General features: G+C 42.6%; 15 protein-coding genes. 5 read left to right on the top strand and 10 right to left on the bottom strand.

Annotated elements, in window-relative coordinates; translation table 11 throughout:
* The first annotated feature begins 66 nt into the window (after positions 1-66).
* Positions 67-1,221 (top strand): sensor histidine kinase, encoded by a 1,155-nt coding sequence (locus tag ACVBDU_RS09005; protein WP_447179417.1) that lies wholly within the window; start codon positions 67-69, stop codon positions 1,219-1,221.
* Between the two features lie 95 nt (positions 1,222-1,316).
* Entirely contained in the window at positions 1,317-1,697 is a 381-nt protein-coding gene (locus ACVBDU_RS09010; RefSeq protein WP_447179418.1) for a hypothetical protein, read from the top strand.
* Here the strand turns inward: ACVBDU_RS09010 and ACVBDU_RS09015 are convergent.
* Positions 1,681-2,070, bottom strand: coding sequence for an HIT family protein (locus tag ACVBDU_RS09015; protein ID WP_447179419.1), 390 nt, complete (start codon positions 2,068-2,070; stop codon positions 1,681-1,683). The two genes, ACVBDU_RS09010 and ACVBDU_RS09015, sit on opposite strands and share 17 nt — an antisense overlap.
* A 142-nt stretch (positions 2,071-2,212) precedes the next feature.
* Positions 2,213-2,689, bottom strand: coding sequence for a transcription elongation factor GreA (greA, locus tag ACVBDU_RS09020; protein WP_447179420.1), 477 nt, complete (start codon positions 2,687-2,689; stop codon positions 2,213-2,215).
* A 175-nt stretch (positions 2,690-2,864) separates the two neighbouring features.
* Between greA and ACVBDU_RS09025 the strand changes: the two genes are divergently transcribed.
* Positions 2,865-3,314, top strand: coding sequence for a Rieske (2Fe-2S) protein (locus tag ACVBDU_RS09025; protein ID WP_447179421.1), 450 nt, complete (start codon positions 2,865-2,867; stop codon positions 3,312-3,314).
* 274 nt (positions 3,315-3,588) lie between these two features.
* Here ACVBDU_RS09025 and ACVBDU_RS09030 read toward each other — a convergent pair whose 3' ends face one another.
* On the bottom strand, positions 3,589-5,808 hold the full coding sequence (locus tag ACVBDU_RS09030) for a TonB-dependent receptor (protein WP_447179422.1): 2,220 nt from the start codon (positions 5,806-5,808) through the stop codon (positions 3,589-3,591).
* Between the two features lie 432 nt (positions 5,809-6,240).
* On the opposite strand from ACVBDU_RS09030, the gene ACVBDU_RS09035 reads away from it, so the two are divergent.
* Positions 6,241-8,733, top strand: a complete 2,493-nt coding sequence (locus ACVBDU_RS09035; protein ID WP_447179423.1) for an ATP-binding protein — start codon at positions 6,241-6,243, stop codon at positions 8,731-8,733.
* Positions 8,734-8,750: 17 nt separating this feature from the next.
* Here ACVBDU_RS09035 and ACVBDU_RS09040 read toward each other — a convergent pair whose 3' ends face one another.
* The 7 genes from ACVBDU_RS09040 to ACVBDU_RS09070 all read right to left on the bottom strand — a co-directional run bounded on the left by ACVBDU_RS09040 (position 8,751) and on the right by ACVBDU_RS09070 (position 15,359).
* Positions 8,751-10,100 carry a sigma-54-dependent transcriptional regulator gene (locus ACVBDU_RS09040; RefSeq protein WP_447179424.1) on the bottom strand — a complete coding sequence of 450 codons (1,350 nt, stop codon included), beginning with the start codon at positions 10,098-10,100 and terminating at the stop codon, positions 8,751-8,753.
* 919 nt (positions 10,101-11,019) lie between these two features.
* Positions 11,020-11,316, bottom strand: coding sequence for a hypothetical protein (locus tag ACVBDU_RS09045; protein ID WP_447179425.1), 297 nt, complete (start codon positions 11,314-11,316; stop codon positions 11,020-11,022).
* 341 nt (positions 11,317-11,657) lie between these two features.
* Positions 11,658-13,217, bottom strand: a complete 1,560-nt coding sequence (locus ACVBDU_RS09050; RefSeq protein WP_447179426.1) for a DUF4301 family protein — start codon at positions 13,215-13,217, stop codon at positions 11,658-11,660.
* Between the two features lie 32 nt (positions 13,218-13,249).
* A complete protein-coding gene (locus ACVBDU_RS09055) occupies positions 13,250-13,807 on the bottom strand; it encodes an ATP/GTP-binding protein (protein WP_447179427.1) in 558 nt (185 codons plus the stop codon).
* Positions 13,762-14,400, bottom strand: a complete 639-nt coding sequence (gene pnuC, locus ACVBDU_RS09060; protein WP_447179428.1) for a nicotinamide riboside transporter PnuC — start codon at positions 14,398-14,400, stop codon at positions 13,762-13,764. The genes ACVBDU_RS09055 and pnuC overlap by 46 nt, the downstream gene beginning before the upstream one ends.
* Positions 14,384-14,644, bottom strand: coding sequence for a thiamine-binding protein (locus ACVBDU_RS09065; RefSeq protein WP_447179429.1), 261 nt, complete (start codon positions 14,642-14,644; stop codon positions 14,384-14,386). Before ACVBDU_RS09065 ends, pnuC begins: the two co-directional genes overlap by 17 nt.
* Before the next feature lie 85 nt (positions 14,645-14,729).
* Entirely contained in the window at positions 14,730-15,359 is a 630-nt protein-coding gene (locus tag ACVBDU_RS09070) for a 4'-phosphopantetheinyl transferase family protein (protein WP_447179430.1), read from the bottom strand.
* A 178-nt stretch (positions 15,360-15,537) separates the two neighbouring features.
* On the opposite strand from ACVBDU_RS09070, the gene ahcY reads away from it, so the two are divergent.
* Positions 15,538-16,854, top strand: a complete 1,317-nt coding sequence (gene ahcY / locus ACVBDU_RS09075; RefSeq protein WP_447179431.1) for an adenosylhomocysteinase — start codon at positions 15,538-15,540, stop codon at positions 16,852-16,854.
* Positions 16,855-16,863 lie beyond the last annotated feature (9 nt).

The following is a 16,863-nucleotide window of genomic DNA, read 5'->3' on the forward strand; positions in this document are numbered from 1 at the left end:
TTGTACTACTTAAACAATAAATTTGCAGCTTTTACTTTATATTTATTGAAGTTATCCGAATTGCCCATGACCTCTGTCAAACAAAAAAGCATAGCCAAGTGGATCCTCATAAGCATGTCCGTATTAGTGGTTTCCCTCATTTTGTGGAACACCTATGTTTTTTTTCAGCGTTTTAAAGAAGAGGAGCGCATTAAAATGAAAATATGGGCTGCGGCACAGGCCGAACTCCTGCAGACTTCGGACCTGGACAAAGACCTGGGAGAATTGCCTCTTAAAGTCCTCACCAACAATTCCAGTACTCCTATGATACTGGTCAATGTAAACGGCATTATCACTCCCGGAAACATGAGTGGAAAGGTTATTGAGGACCCGGAAATGATCCAGAGGAAAATACGGGAATTTGCCAGGGAAAACGAACCGCTAGAAATCAGCTATAAAAATGAAAATCTAGCTACGTTATACTACGGAAATTCCGACGTGCTTACAAAGCTTAAATATTATCCCATTGCGCTTACGCTTATTATCCTGCTCTTTATTGCAGTGATCCTGATGTTCTACAGAACCTCGAAAATATCGGACCAGAACAGGCTCTGGGCCGGAATGGCCAAGGAAACCGCACATCAGATCGGCACACCGCTATCTTCCCTGGTGGGATGGGCGGAGATACTGAAAACACAGGACACGGATCCGTCTATAATTGTGGAGATAGAAAAGGATATAATGAGATTACAGACCATTACAGACCGTTTCTCCAAAATAGGTTCTGTTCCGGTACTAACCCCGCTGGATATTGTAGAAGAAACCCGAAATGCGTTTGACTATCTCAGAGGGAGGACTTCCAAACTCGTTTCTTTTGAATTAATAGCCCCGGATCACCCGATCATGGTCAAAATAAACGCGCAGTTATTTAGCTGGACCATAGAGAACCTGGTAAAAAATGCCATCGATGCCATGAAGGGAAAAGGGGACCTGAGAATTGAAATTAAAAGTTCGGGGAAGCATGTAAACCTGCTGGTCACGGATACGGGCAAGGGTATACCGAAAAATTATTACAAAACCATTTTTTCTCCCGGATTTACCACAAAAAAAAGGGGCTGGGGATTGGGATTATCACTGGTACAGCGTATTATAGAGGATTATCATGAAGGGAAAGTAAAGGTATTGCATTCGGATTTAGGCAAGGGGACAACCATGCAAATTACGCTAAAAGTCATTTTTTAACGTTACATAAAAAGATCCAATCACAATGAACTCGTTTAAACTTTTTTGATTGAAGCGAAAAAGTTTAAACGAGTTCAATAAACACCTAACAGACCATGTCTTCAAGTGAAAAACTTATTGCCATCAAAGAAGCATCTCTTTCGAATAACTGCCCCGAATGTTATACGGACACCGGGCTTACGCTTACTTTCTATCAAAAGCATATAGAAAACCGATGGTTTAAAAAGGTTACCGGTGAAGTTTCCAACACGCTTTGTTGTAATAAATGTAATTCTGTAATTTACCCGGTAAAATGGACAGACGATATAGAACGTGTTATGGAATATTACACCAAAACCGTCATTCCAAACAGAACATCTTTCCGGTTATCCAGGTTGTCTTTTATCCTTATCCTGCTTTTGATAGTCATTGTAACAGGAATTTTTGCCATGCTCCACTACACCGGGTATGGCCAGGGAATTACAACTGCTCCCTGATCTTTGATGCTATAGCCTCAAATTCTTCTCTCTCCATGGACACCTTGTACTGAAAGGTCATTTCCTTCATTTCGTTAAGGGGGATAAGGTGCACATGCACATGAGGTACTTCAAGGCCAACTACAGCAATACCCACACGTTTACAGGAAACTGCTTTTTCCAGCGCCAGGGCTACCTTTCGGGAAAAAGCCATAAGACCGGTGTATGTTTCTTCGTCCAGGTCAAAAATTCTATCCGTTTCTTTTTTGGGGACGCAGAGCGTATGCCCTTTTGCATTGGGATTAATATCCAGGAAAGCAAAATAGTTCTCGTCCTCGGCTATTTTATAACAGGGTATTTCCCCGTTAATGATCTTGGTAAAAATGGTTGCCATAGTAAAATTTTTAATGTGTCAATTGCAGCATAATGGACCAATTATCGAATTGGCTCATGGGCCAGTTTACAACGGTGTCCTAAAAATAAAAAATCCTTTTCCGAACGCATCAAAAAAGGATTTATTTTTTCTGTGGAAAAGTTTACTCCCTGGTAATCTCCAGAACCTCTAACTTCAGCGTACCGTTAGGCACCTGTATCTCGGCAGTGTCTCCTACCTTTTTACCTAAAAGTCCTTTCCCTATGGGGGAATTTACGGATATTTTCCCGGTCTTGAGATCTGCTTCACTCTCAGCTACCAGTTTATACTTCATTTCCATACCGTTATTCAGGTTCTTTATTTTAACCGTCGACAGCACCAGTACTTTGGAAGTATCCAACTGAGATTCGTCTATAAGCCTGGCATTGGCCACGACTTCTTCCATTTTCGAGATTTTCATTTCCAACAGGCCCTGTGCCTCCTTTGCTGCATCGTACTCTGCATTCTCGGACAAATCTCCTTTATCCCTCGCATCTGCTATGGCCTGGGATGCTTTCGGTCTTTCCACACTCTTAAGGTGATCCAACTCGTCCCTTAACTTCTTTAGTCCTTCTGCCGTGTAATAAGATACGTTACTCATAACTTCATCGTTTAAATACAAAAAATCCCCTTCGGGAGAGGATTTAAGCAAATATACAAATTTTTGGATAATTTTAATTCCGCACCAATAACAATACTAAGGTAGCCGAAACGTTTTTTAACTTAAACTCTTTACCTTTACATACGTATAGCAAAAACGACTAAAACCCGTATCCGTGAAAACAAAAATGTTCGCAACCGTTCTTTTTCTTTTATTTTTTATCTGTTCCTGTAGTGATAATTCAAAGGATAGAAACCCTTATCTTCTGGAAAACGAGTTCAGTTTTGATATAAATATGAACCTCCCGCTGTATAACAGCCTGAATACACCCGGAAATTCCGTTTACATCGGCAACGAAGCTGTGGGGATCAAAGGTATTTTCGTGATAAACACCGGTGGTGGTTTCTACGCCTGGGAAGCCAGTTGCCCGAACCATTCCCCAAACGATTGTTCTACCATGACCATAAAAGGAGGTACCAATTGTATATGCCCCTGCGAAGACTACGAATACAACCTTTTTAACGGGCAAATGCTGAACAGACCGGATACGGAAGACAGAACCTACGACCTGTTGTTCTACCAGACCCAGGTAAGCGGGAGTACCGTGAGGGTGTATAACAATTAAGAAAGGGTATTGTCTGGAAGGAACCGATCCCGTGTCACCCCGGGAAGTAACGTTTTGGCAACCGCATAAATTAATAATGACGTATCTGTCGGCCCGAGCCCTTCGGCTGTGCTCAGGATAAACTAAAATCGAGGGGTTTTTAAGCCCGAATGATGTCTAAAAGAGGTCTCGACTACGCTCAACCTGACAGTTGTTTATGTGTTTGAAATTCAATTTTTTTACAAAAATGCGTCATGGGTAGCGCAGCAAAGGGGCTCCTTCCAGATAATACTTTCTAAAACTTCAGCGTAGCCCCTACCAGGAAATTGATACCGGCCTGCGGATAATAACCGGCCCCTTCTACTGTGGTTATGCTTCCCGGATTAATCCGATCGCTGTCATAGGTGTAAAAGAAACCGTTAGATTCGTATTTGACGTCAAAAATATTATTCACCAGGCCATTCAGAATAATTGATTTGAAGATAGTGTTGGTTTTTATTTCGTACTGTATATTAAAATCATTCACAAAATAATCATCCAGTTTAGAGCCTTCGGCATCAATATTCCCCATATACTGCTCTCCTACATATTTGGAAAGAAATGAAAGTTGCAGATTATCTACGGGAAGGAATGTCAGCATGTTTCCGGCTATAACTTTCGGAGAAAAAGCGATATTGGTATTCCCCAGGTGTTGCAATTCCCCGTCGCGACGGAATACGAAATCTATATTCCTGTTATCGCTCCATGCCACATTGGGCCTTAATACCCACTTATCGGACAGGAATACGGTAGCATCGGCTTCCAGTCCCAGGCGATAGCTGTCCCCGCTGTTCTCCCGGACAGGGGCTCCCACGTCGTTGAGTTCGCCGGTAAGTACCAGCTGATCTTTATATCGCATATAATACGCATTTATATTGAGTTTGACTTTACCGGACAGATAACGCCATCCCAGTTCAAAATCGTTCAGGTATTCCGGCCGGGGGTTTCCGTTCTCATAATCATTCCTGTTAGGTTCCCGCCCTGCTCTGCCATAGGAAAAATAAAAGTTGTGGTTCGGGTTAAGCGTATAGGTAATTCCCGCCTTGGGATTAAAGAAATTAAACGTATCGTCTACCAAACCCGTATCTTCCCCGTTGGCTTCATACCGGATAGTCCTGTACTGCACATCTCCGAAAAGGCTCCAGTGTTCGCCGAGTTGATAATTGGCTTTTGCAAAAACATTGAAATCTGTTTTTTTGGAAAAATCATCATAGTACCTGTCGCGGATGTCGCTTTGGGAAGCGAAGCGTGCCCAGATGATCTCCCCGAAATGATCTCCTTCGTATTTGTTCCACGCACCCCCGACAATAAAGTCTATATTATCCTCTTCATAATGCGCGGAAAAGGTAGTCCCGTAAAAATCATTATCCAGCCACCTGCGGCGAATAAGGTCCGTGCTGTTTATAGTGTCATTCTCCGAAATAATGGGCGTTAATCCGTAACCGGAAAAGGAATCATCCTCCCGGTATTGTTCAAAATACCCTCTTCCGTACGTATAGTGAAATGCGAGGTTGGTACTCCAGTTACCCGATAACTTCTGGTTCCAATGCAGCTGGACATGGTCCTGTGCATAGTCATCGACTTCATTGTCATAGAAACGGACATTTCCTTCGGCATCCGTATATTCCCCGGCAGAGTTATACGTTCTGTTGTCCTTAAGGGTTTCTGCATCTATACCGTTCCACGCCTGGTATGTGATCTGGTGACCACCGAATACCAGTGCTTTGATAAGGGTGTTATCGCTAACATAGGCGCCTTGCAGAAAATAGGACTTCAGATCGGACGAAGCCCTGTCTATATACCCATCCGAACGTATTACGGAAAGGCGTCCTGCCATTTCAAAATGGTCGTTAAGTTTTCCCGTGCTGAACTTCACCGTATGTTTCCTGGTATTAAAACTACCATAGGAATTGGATATCTCCCCGCTGGCTTCCTCGGAAATCACATCGGTAAGCATGTTCAGGCTGGCGCCAAACGCTCCGGCGCCGTTGGTAGAAGTCCCTACCCCCCGCTGCAATTGCAGGTTTTCTACGGACGAAGCAAAATCGGGCATATTCACCCAGAAAGTTCCGTGCGATTCCGAATCGTTATACGGGATACCATTGATGGTAACATTTACCCTGGTTGCATCGCTCCCCCTTACCCGGATACCGGTGTAACCCACTCCCGCGCCGGCATCGGTGGTAGTCACTACCGAAGGCAGGTAATTCATAAGTACGGGAATATCCTGCCCCAGGTTTCGCGGAGCCATCTCTGTTTTATTCAGGTTACTGAAAGTCACCGGGCTCTGGGCGGTAACCCTCACGGCCGAAACCAGTACCTCATCCAGGGATACCAGTTCGGATAGTGTGGAATCCTTCTCTTTTTCTTCCTGCGCCCAGGCTTGTACTCCAAAGCCAATCCATAAGACCAGGGTTAAAAAAATCTGCGGACGGAATAGTTTTCCGTCATTTAAAAATCCATACAACATATTCATTCGTAACAATTTTGTACGAATAAAAGGGGTCATTATTCCTCGGTTAAAAATAGATTGTTTCCGGCCGGAGAGATTCTTTTTTATACAATTTGAAAATCCCTGTGCGCCATATGGCTTCCCGAAAGCCGGAAATTTGAATTTCCGGACACCCGGCCCTCCCTAAACAGCATTACCTGTTCCAGGTTCTATGGGTATGATCTCAGCTTGCCCCCGCCGTGTTCTGTACATCTTACGACGGTGTTTAAGCACCCCTTTGAGATATTTGAGCTCTGCAAAATTACAAGGTAAAAATGTATTTTCAATACCGCAACACGGTTTTTTTAATACCCTCTCCTTTCAAAAATAAATTATACACATATACAAGTTTGGCAGGAACTTTGTATTTTACTCCTGTATGCCGGGATTTTGCTCCCGTCTTCCTATTTTTGTCTTATGAGCACCAAAAAGAGCACGATTACTTACAAGGTACTTTTGAGTTATATTGCCCTGGCCATACTTATTATGGCCGTAGGCTGGTTTATATATGCCGAGTTCCAGATATTTACAAAAAATCAGAACACCAATACCTTCGAAAGCAAAAAACTACTTAGAACTAGTTCTCTCATAACCCATCTTTATGAAACGGAAAGCCTCGCACGGATAACACTGCAATCTTCCTCTCCCAGCAACTTTAATGCTTTTATGGACGAAACTGCTGTCCTTTATGAAGAAATAGACTCTCTAAAGCCATTAATTGATAATGAAAATAAAATAGGGCTTCTGAACTTACTGGATAGTGTAAAAATCCTGCTGGATAAAAAAGTAGACAATATCCGGGAACTCCGGGCGCTAAAAAGAAGGGATGAAACCGATGTTTCCCTGGAAAAGGCCATTCAGGAAATTACCCAGATGGAATCTTCCGTGGGAATGGCTACCGTAGAGAATGTATTTGACAATACAGAACAACTTAGGGAGCCCCAAAGAGATTCTTTGCAGGCATGGGTTGACCTTATCAACAACTACCGAAACGATCATATTGATCCTTCAGACAGGGAAAAAGTAGCAGATTCCGTTTTAACTGCTTCCAAACAACTTCTAAAAGATTTAAAACTGAAATCCCTGAAAATAAAAAGGACACTCAGCAACAAGGAAAGCGAACTATTGAGAAATGACATCACTATTTCCCAGCAGCTCCGGGAGATCCTGTCTTCTTTTGAAAGCGAGATCATAAACACTACGAATACACTCAACAGACAAAGAGATGTGGCTCTAAAAAATACTGTACGGGTTATCACCATAGCAGCTGTCATAGGATTATTGCTCACTATTTTCTTTTCCTACCTTATTCTGAATGATTTCTGGAAAAGCCAGTCTTACAGGAAACAACTGGAAAAAGCCAAGAACACTACGGAACAACTCTTAAAAAGCCGGGAACAGCTTATTTATACCGTGGGGCATGACCTGAGAACTCCTCTCAGCACTATTATAGGATATACGGACCTTCTTCACAATACGGAGATCAACCCAAAACAGGAGCAATATGTCTCACGGGTTAAAAATGCCTCCGAATACGTAAGCAGCCTGGTAGACGACCTACTGGATTACAACAAACTGGAAGCAGGGAAAATTAAAATAGAAAACACCTTGTTTTCTCTGGAGCATATCATAACAGATACGGCAGAAGGCACCCGGGCACTATACCCAAAAAAATCCATTGAACTGATCATAGAACTGGATGAGCGCCTGAAACGCAATCTGGCGGGCGATCCATTCCGCATCAAACAAATACTCACCAACCTCATCGGGAATGCTTATAAGTTTACGGAAAAGGGGCATATTCTTATCAAAGCGGGAGTGCTGGAAAAATACGATACTACCTACCGGGTCCGGATCGATGTGAAAGACACGGGTATAGGAATACGGAAAGACAAACAGGAGATCATTTTTAACGAATTCACCCAGGCAGAAAGTGCCATAGAGAAAAAATACGGCGGAACCGGACTGGGGCTCACCATATCCAAAAAGCTGGCAACCCTCCTTAACGGCACCCTCGAATTGAGCAGCACAGAAGGAAAAGGCAGTACTTTTACCTTAAAGCTCCCCCTCCAGATACCAGCCGAAGAAACGGATAAAATAACTCCGCCAAAATCGGTAGCTCCAAAACTTCAAACCAAGGTCAAAGCCATACTGATAGATGATGATGAATCCGTACTCAGTCTTACTTCCGAAATCCTGAAACAACAATCGTGCAACGTAAAGGCTTTTTCCAAAGCATCGAAGGCTCTGGACTATATAAATAAAAATGATTTTGACATTATACTTACCGATATTCAGATGCCGGAAATGAATGGATTTCTGTTCCTCGAGACCCTTCACAGTGACGAAAATTTCCGCAATACCAAAAAACCGGTTATCGCCATTACCGGAAGAGCAGACCTGAATACCGAAGAGTATACGGAGGCAGGTTTTGCTGCTGTCATACAAAAGCCTTTTGCGCCCGGCACCCTTATCGAACTTATTTCCGTACTTCTGGGAGAAAACCATATGGAAGCAGGGGAGTTTCAAAGTCCTGTCAGCGAGGAAATCTACCTCCCTGCCAATAACACCGGATTATACAACCTGGAAACACTGCGAAAACTATTGCAAAACGATGAGGAGGCACTAAAAGAAATTTTGCAGACTTTTATAGAAGCAACAGAAAAAAATATGGAAATCCTCACTGCCCAGTTTAAAGACAAGGATGTAGAAGGGGTAAAACACACGGCGCATAAAATGCTGTCCATGTTTAAACAAATAGAGGCATGGGATGTTGCCGAAATACTGGAAATACTGGAATTCTATCGGCAGGACACATCCAGTGAAGAAGTGGAAACATACGCCAGGGAACTACAGGAAAAAATACCTGCCATACTCCGGGAGCTTCGGGAGGAAGCCGAGACGGTATAGTCCGTGAAAAGAAAAAACTAGAGTTCTATATTGTATAGCTTCAGCTTATTGTACAGGGTCTTTCGATTCATCTTCAGCAATTCTGCAGCCTTACTTTTGTTGTTATTGGTTTCGCGAAGCGCATTGAGTATCATTTCCTTTTCGTTTTCCGTTTTAAAGAAACTATACTCCATCCTTTGATTCTCCGGTTCGAAAATTTCCTGTGGAAGTGCATCTTCCTGGATATTCTCGGTAACTGTAAGCAGGGTAGCTCTCTTTATGACATTCTGTAATTCGCGGATGTTTCCCGGCCAGCTGTAATTCTTAAATGCTTCCGTTACTTCGGGAGAAAATCCCAATACATTCTTCCCCAGTTGCTTGTTGGCCAATTCCAGGAAATGGTCTGCAAAAAGCATAAGGTCTTCTTTTCTCTGGGACAAGCTCGGAACATTAATGGAAAATTCATTCAGCCTGTGATAAAGGTCTTCCCGGAAATCTCCTTTACGAACTGCTGCCTGGAGATCTTCATTGGTTGCGGTAATAAGGCGTATATCTACTTTTATTTCCTTGCTGCTCCCTATCCTCTTGATCCTCCTTTCCTGAAGCGCTCTTAAAAGCTGGATCTGGTTCTCATAAGAAAGATTTCCTACTTCGTCCAGGAAAATAGTTCCGCCGTTAGCGGTTTCAAAATGCCCTAATTTATCGTTTACCGCACCGGTAAACGATCCTTTCACATGCCCGAAAAATTCACTGGCGGCTATTTCTTTTGGTATGGCTCCGCAGTCTACTGCTATAAAGTTTTCGTCCGCCCTGGAACTCTTATTGTGTATAGCCTTGGCGACAACTTCTTTCCCGGTTCCGCTTTCCCCTATAATTAAAACGGACATGTCCGTAGGCCCGACAAGGTCGATGTATTGATTGAGTTTTCTGGAAGCCGTACTGGCACCTGCAACAAACGTCTCGCCTCTGTCCGCTTGTTGTACCTCCGCTTTTGCTGAAGGTTGCTTTTTCTCTGTCGTACTTTCTTTGGCCTCCTGTAACGCTTTGTTGATAATTAAAAGCACTTCATCCGGGTTGAACGGTTTGGATATGTAGTCAAAAGCCCCTCTCTTCATAGCTTTGACCGCAGTATTTATATCTGCATAGCCGGTCATTAAGACAACAGGGACAGCGGGAAAGTCCTGTTTTATTTCACCAAGCAAATCCAACCCGTCGTAATTCGGGAGACGTAAATCCGTAATAACCAGGTCGAATGTCTTCTCTGCTATTTTACTCTTGGCCTCCGAGGCGGAAAAACTGGTGGTAATATTGTGTCCGTTCTTGGTCAAAAATTTTTCCAGCACCTTGCAAAAGGCTACATCATCTTCTATAATAAGGATATCGGGCATCAAGTATTCAAATTAAGTAATCCTACATCAGGGGGTATTGCCGCCTTAAAGATACATTTTATATCCGTATTGGTAAAGTCCGCAAGTTTTTGGTAATTTCCCGGTCAAACCCGATGTTTTACAAAAGTAAACACTTAAAATCATTTCCTCAGTTAAAAAAAATAAAAAAAAGAGACCGCCTCCGCGATCTCTTTTACTAACCAACCTAATCTTGGACACAAAATCACTTCTGTATCCACTCACCGTTTTTATTAGCATTAGCTGCCGTTCTTTTTTGCATAACAATCATTCCCTTTATTTACAGTACCTGTCAGCATTTCAGTTTTTTTGAATTCATTTTCTCTTATTCGCATTCTCAACAGGTTTATTATACTGTAATCTGATTTATATAATGAAATTATAGTGCCATTCTGAAATTTTATCATGTACAAATTACAAAATACTGATAAATAATACATTACAATAAACCTAAAAAACACACTATTTTAGGAAGTGTGTAACCCGTTATGTGTAATGTCCGGGCCAATGTGTAAATTTTATACACAATTAACCGCCAACCCTAACCATACAAGAGCTACCTGTCGTGTTATAACAGAAATATCAACCGGCCAATTGCAGAGCAATCAAAAAAGCTACGGCCTCATAAATACTCCAATAGCAACTGATAATCCCGAAAGAACAAGGGAAGATAATATTTGTACACATATGGAAGGAGATTTTTTCAGTTGTAGAATAGGATTACGTAGAGATAACTCAGAACTGCCAACCCGAAAACTCCGCAACCTTTACGCTTGATCCGTCACCATATCCCTGTCAAAGAAACAGATACTGATATGGATTCGAAATAAAAAAGAAAGGCCACCTACGGGAGACCTTTCTTTTAGCTAAATCAAGTGTATATAATAGAGAGGGACTTATCCTATTTCTGGATCCATTCTCCATCTTCGCTGGCGTACAATACAGCAGCAGTACCGTCAACGGTAATGTCAAGCTTGTACTCTTTGTCTTCATTCACAGCGGCTTTGTCTAAAGTAGCATTAGGGAAATCTGCAGCCAGGGCATCTTTTACAGCCTGAGGCACATCATCGGCAGATACCTCTGTGTATTCTTCCTGAAGAACCACATCCATTATTCCATCGTGAAGTACCGGGGTGGTAGCAGAAATTGCTGTGAAACTTCCTAACGCTAATACTGAAGCAAAAACTAACTTTTTCATAATACTGAGTTTTAAGATTATATTTATTTTTCCAATTCTTATATTCTGTATTATGAAATAATGATGCCCTTTTAATACATATTCCTTAAAATTTTAATAAAAATTTGATTATCAGTGACTTAAAAATAAACCGGTAATCAACCCAGCCTTTACTATGTGTAGAATTTCGGAGAAGGCTACACAACAGTGTGTAACGATTACACAATTTCACACCTAAAACCTGCTGATAACAAGCCACTTACAACCTTAAAAAAGAAAAAATCCCAGCCGAACAGAAAAGTTACAGGATGGGATATACGTATACGAACCTAAATGATTACATAAGAAAACTGTAAATGACATCAACCTTCTTCTTTCACCTGGTGAGCAGGTTTAAGCAAATCGTTTACCGTCTTCACCGGGTTGAAGGTTATAAGGGGAACTTCTACAAATACCGTATTCCAAAAAGCCATACCACCATTCCACAGTCCGGGGCGTTCCAACGCCTTTAATTCCTTTCCTTCTTTCGTCTTTGAAGTAATAAACGCCTGTTTTGGGTCCACAAAATCCGGAAGGTTGTATTTTTCTCCTTTATAGTTCTTTATTCCGCATACGATATCTACCGGGTTAAAATGGGTGGCCCCGTTCAGAATCTTAATTTGTCGTTTATTACTCCTGTCTATCTGTGCCGACTCTATGATTTGCAGGGAAATTTTCCCGTTCTCATCTTTAATCCAGAAAGGTCCTCCGCCGGGATCTCCTTCGTTCCTCACCATACCGCATACCCTTATCGGCCTGTTCAGCTTTTCCATAAGGTGTTCTATCTGGTATTTCCTGGTGTATTTATGAAAATCCGGAGCAGTCAGGGTATTGAGCTTTTCGTACAGGAAAGATTTGATCTCATCGATTTGTTGTGCGGTCACTTCTTCCTCGTCCAGCATCCTGGCGTAGGCGAATACCTTTTCGCGGTATTTTAATAATATTCCTGCCAGCATCTTCTTATAATCAGCCATTTCGTGCTTATACCTATACACTACCACATTGTCTATATTCTTAATAAAGATCACATCCGCCTCCTGGTCGTTCAGGTTTTCTATCAGTGCACCGTGCCCTGCCGGGCGGAACAATAATGAACCTTCCTCATTCCGGAAAGGTTTATCTTCGGGGGTTACGGCAATGGTATCTGTAGATTTCTTCTGGAAAGAAAAGGAAATAGTAAAAGAAGCCCCGCTCTTTTCTTTCACATAACTCTCTATACCATTAAATTCCGCATCAAATTTGCGGGCATGTTTTTCCGAAATGGTAAAATGCAGGTTTGCTACTCCATTAGATACATCGTACAATGCCGCTTCATATAAATGTTCTTCGAAAGCTGTTGCACTATGCGTTTTATACTTGTGGAACGGCAAAAGCCCTTTCGGGAAAGCCCCGTAGTCAAATCCGTCTTCGGACAGCATTTCCTTAACGAAGAGATATTTCTGCCTGTCGTCGGACAAACGATCAAAATCAGGGTCCTTTTCTCTAAGGCTTTGCATAACCTGGTCGTAAAAAGGAAGCTTTTCTACTCCGACGAAAAAGGTTTGCATATCCTGGGCCTTTTCCCGGTTCACATAAGTATTAAAGGTATCTTTTTCGGGATTAAAGCTTTCCAGGAAGCGGAACAATGCCCGGAACATACGGGTTGCCGCACCCGACGCCGGTACAAATTTCATTATATCCAGGCCATCCTTTTTTTCGTCATAAAGTGATATGAAATGTTGCTTATCGCTTTCGGAAACGGATATAATACCGTTATTTACTGTGGCAGACTCTAACAAGTGAACAAAAGGCACGCCTTCTTTAAAAATTTCTATTTGCTGCATTACCTGTTCTACGGTTATCCCTTTTTGCCGAAGTAACTCTTGGTCTTTTTCAGTAAACATAGTTGTTTTTGCTTTTTGGAGTAAAGTTGTTTTTATTGCATGAGGTATTCTACATGCCTTATCGCTTCCCTAAGGCGCTCTTTTTCATTTCCTTTCAGAACAACATAAGGCTTTTGGTGCTTTTTGAGAGTATTTTCAAAATACCGGAACATCGGCTCCCGCTCGCCGGGTTTATCTCTCAAATCGTCCTCTTCCCAGGGAACGTCAATATACGTCAAAAAGTATAAATCGTACTTATTATGCAGGGCAAATTTCTCTATATCCGGGTCGCATTCACCATAGTAAATCTCCGAATACACTTTCAACTCCAGCAGGTTCGTGTCACAAAACAATAAGGTATCCGCAAGTGCACTTTTCTTATTTTCCACAAGCATCTGCCCTTCAGCAATAGGCAGCATATCTTCCGGTTCACAGGTTTTCTGTTCCCGGTCCCATTTCTCCTGGAGGTACTCCCGCATATATTCGGGCACCCATAACGTATTGTAATGGGCGGCAAGTTGCCTGGACAGTGTGGTCTTCCCGGTAGATTCCGGACCGATCAGGACTATCTTAATAAGGTCTCCGGGCTTTTGTTTAAGTTTTTCTTCCATGCTAAATATCCGAATATGGCTATTACGGTAAAAACAGCGTACTGCAATGAAGTAAATACAAGTCCTTTATACATATAAAGCGGTACGGAAATAAGGTCTCCTATGATCCAATAGATCCAGTTTTCCAGTTTCTTTCGCGCCATGAGCCACATTCCTACGAAGAAAATAGCCGTGGTAAGGGTGTCTGCATAAGCGGTCCAGCTATCCCAGCGATCAAAAGCTTTGTAAACGCCGAATACAAACCCTATGGTAAGTACAAAAAGTATTACAGACCACTGTTTTTCTTTAGAGGTAGTTCTCGTAACCGGTATAAAATGGGTGGCGTCGACCTTTCGGGTCCAGAAATACCAGCCATAGATACTCATGGAAAAATAATACCCGTTGATAAGCATATCTCCCAACAAACCATAAACCCACAGAATATACACATAAATGGCCGTGCTTATAATTCCCGTAGGATAAACCAGGATATTTTCCCTCTTGGAATACAGCACGCTCAGGAGGCCAAAGATCATAGCGATAACCTCCAGCGCTATCAGGTGCAGCGGAACATCCTCATACTGGGCAAAGGCCCAATCAAAAATGTGGTTCATAATCGCTGCGGTCCGATTTTACGATCTTCATGTACAACAGTCCTCTCTCCACCAATTCAAAAGCTTCTTTTATTTCCGTGGTCAACAGGGCCATCACTTTATCATAATCGCCATACACCTGTGTACTCAACGGGTTTTCCAATACCGTCAGCCCGGAAGCCCTGAGTTTTTTGATAAAATGAATAATAGCATCTTCGTATTCGTCCTGTAGCGGGGTCAATGTAAGTTCTACTGAAATTTTCATGTGATTTTCTACTGACTGATTAATTATTTTGCCCGGTTATCCGGAGCAACTTTTTTGTAATTTATGCTTTTCCTATGTCCGGCTGTTATAACTCTCTAAGGGCATAGGCACAACTAAACCCTTCGAATTCCAGGAACGGCACACGATATTTTCTTATTTGCCCTTCGTAATGTATCCACGCGGCGGTTTTACCTTCCTCCAAAACAAACGGAATAACCTTCGTATGATCTTTAAAACTCATTCCCCGAACCGCAAAAACCTTGTACAGGCTCTCTTTGGCACACCAGATAATAGTAAGTTTACGTACCAGTTCCTCCTTATTGCTGAGGTAGCTGAATTCATAATCTACAAACTTATCGGCTATGATCGTAATTTTTTCCCGTTGTTTCTCAATATCGATGCCCACAGGGAAATCGCTGATGATCACCGCAGAAAATTCGAAAGAATGCGTAATGGAAATGTATTTACCATCTTTGAGATGCGGTTTCCCGTTTTCATCATAAAACAAGGCTTCCGCTTCATATCCGGCTTCTTTCAGCAATTGCCGGACACTTAAAAAACCCCTGCGATGAATATCGGATTTCATGGAATCCACACGTTGCAGGCATTTTTGTGTTGGATTTATGTTCTGCAGAAGTTCCTCGTAGCTTTCTTCAATTTTCCAGATCCGTATGGTAGTATTCGCGTTTACCGCTATGGTTTTATACAGAGGCATATAAAGGTTTCCGTTCTGAAAGCCCCTCGGGGCATTTGACAATACAAGCTGAAGTTGGTATAACCGAACTATATAGCTGCTATATTTTACTTAGATAAAGTTATTACGTAACTTTGTCCCCTCTTTTCCTTTTTTCCGGAAAGGAGACATAAACCGCTCAAAAAACAAATATACGATTATGAATACAAAAACGGCGCCCTACGTAGCATATAAAGTGAAAGATATTTCACTGGCAGATTGGGGAAGAAAGGAAATAGAACTGGCGGAAGCCGAGATGCCCGGCCTGATGTCGCTCCGTGAAGAATACGGTAAAGAACAACCTCTCAAAGGGGCACGTATTGCAGGTTGTCTGCACATGACCGTACAGACTGCCGTGCTTATAGAAACCTTGGTTGCCCTCGGAGCAGAGGTCACCTGGAGTTCCTGTAATATTTTCTCCACACAGGACCATGCCGCCGCAGCCATTGCCGCTGCCGGAATACCGGTTTACGCCTGGAAAGGTATGAATGAAGAGGAATTTGACTGGTGTATCGAACAAACCCTGTTTTTCGGAGAAGACCGTAAACCTTTAAACCTGATACTGGACGATGGCGGAGACCTTACCAATATGGTACTGGATCGCTATCCGGACATGGTTTCCGGGATCAAGGGGCTTTCGGAAGAGACCACTACGGGAGTTCACCGTCTGTACGAAAGAATGAAGAACGGTACCCTGCCGCTTCCTGCGATCAACGTTAACGACTCGGTAACCAAGTCGAAATTCGACAACAAATACGGCTGCCGCGAAAGCGCCGTAGATGCTATCCGAAGGGCCACCGATGTGATGCTCGCCGGAAAACGCGTTGTGGTTTGCGGATACGGGGATGTAGGAAAAGGAACTGCAGCTTCTTTCCGTGGAGCCGGGGCTATTGTTACGGTAACGGAAATAGACCCCATATGCGCCCTTCAGGCTGCCATGGACGGTTATGAGGTGAAAAAACTGGAAACCGTGTTAGGTAAAGCCGATATTGTTATTACCACAACCGGAAATAAAGATATCGTAGTAGGCCGTCATTTCGAGAAAATGAAGGATAAAACTATTGTATGTAATATCGGTCACTTCGACAACGAGATAGATGTTGCCTGGTTGAATAAAAACCACGGGGCTTCTAAAGTGAACATCAAACCCCAGGTAGATAAATACACCGTAAACGGCAACGATATTATACTACTGGCCGAAGGACGACTTGTAAACCTGGGATGTGCTACCGGGCACCCGAGCTTTGTGATGAGTAACTCTTTCACAAACCAGACCCTGGCGCAGATAGAATTGTGGAAAAATGAAGACCAGTACGAGAACAAGGTATACACCCTGCCTAAACACCTCGATGAAAAAGTAGCCAGGCTGCACCTGGAAAAAATAGGTGTGGAACTGGAAACGCTGAACGAGGAACAGGCAAAATATATTGGAGTTACCGTAGAAGGTCCTTATAAACCGGATTACTACAGGTACTAACCCTATTCC

It is taken from the genome of Sinomicrobium endophyticum, from assembly GCF_052983315.1.

Excerpts from the sequence above, each read along its gene's own strand:
- ACVBDU_RS09005 (WP_447179417.1), top strand. The coding sequence starts at position 67 with ATGACCTCTGTCAAACAAAAAAGCATAGCCAAGTGGATCCTCATAAGC.
- ACVBDU_RS09010 (WP_447179418.1), top strand. The coding sequence starts at position 1,317 with ATGTCTTCAAGTGAAAAACTTATTGCCATCAAAGAAGCATCTCTTTCG.
- ACVBDU_RS09015 (WP_447179419.1), bottom strand. The coding sequence starts at position 2,070 with ATGGCAACCATTTTTACCAAGATCATTAACGGGGAAATACCCTGTTAT.
- greA (WP_447179420.1), bottom strand. The coding sequence starts at position 2,689 with ATGAGTAACGTATCTTATTACACGGCAGAAGGACTAAAGAAGTTAAGG.
- ACVBDU_RS09030 (WP_447179422.1), bottom strand. The coding sequence starts at position 5,808 with ATGAATATGTTGTATGGATTTTTAAATGACGGAAAACTATTCCGTCCG.
- ACVBDU_RS09035 (WP_447179423.1), top strand. The coding sequence starts at position 6,241 with ATGAGCACCAAAAAGAGCACGATTACTTACAAGGTACTTTTGAGTTAT.
- ACVBDU_RS09040 (WP_447179424.1), bottom strand. The coding sequence starts at position 10,100 with ATGCCCGATATCCTTATTATAGAAGATGATGTAGCCTTTTGCAAGGTG.
- ACVBDU_RS09045 (WP_447179425.1), bottom strand. The coding sequence starts at position 11,316 with ATGAAAAAGTTAGTTTTTGCTTCAGTATTAGCGTTAGGAAGTTTCACA.
- ACVBDU_RS09050 (WP_447179426.1), bottom strand. The coding sequence starts at position 13,217 with ATGTTTACTGAAAAAGACCAAGAGTTACTTCGGCAAAAAGGGATAACC.
- ACVBDU_RS09055 (WP_447179427.1), bottom strand. The coding sequence starts at position 13,807 with ATGGAAGAAAAACTTAAACAAAAGCCCGGAGACCTTATTAAGATAGTC.
- pnuC (WP_447179428.1), bottom strand. The coding sequence starts at position 14,400 with ATGAACCACATTTTTGATTGGGCCTTTGCCCAGTATGAGGATGTTCCG.
- ACVBDU_RS09065 (WP_447179429.1), bottom strand. The coding sequence starts at position 14,644 with ATGAAAATTTCAGTAGAACTTACATTGACCCCGCTACAGGACGAATAC.
- ACVBDU_RS09070 (WP_447179430.1), bottom strand. The coding sequence starts at position 15,359 with ATGCCTCTGTATAAAACCATAGCGGTAAACGCGAATACTACCATACGG.
- ahcY (WP_447179431.1), top strand. The coding sequence starts at position 15,538 with ATGAATACAAAAACGGCGCCCTACGTAGCATATAAAGTGAAAGATATT.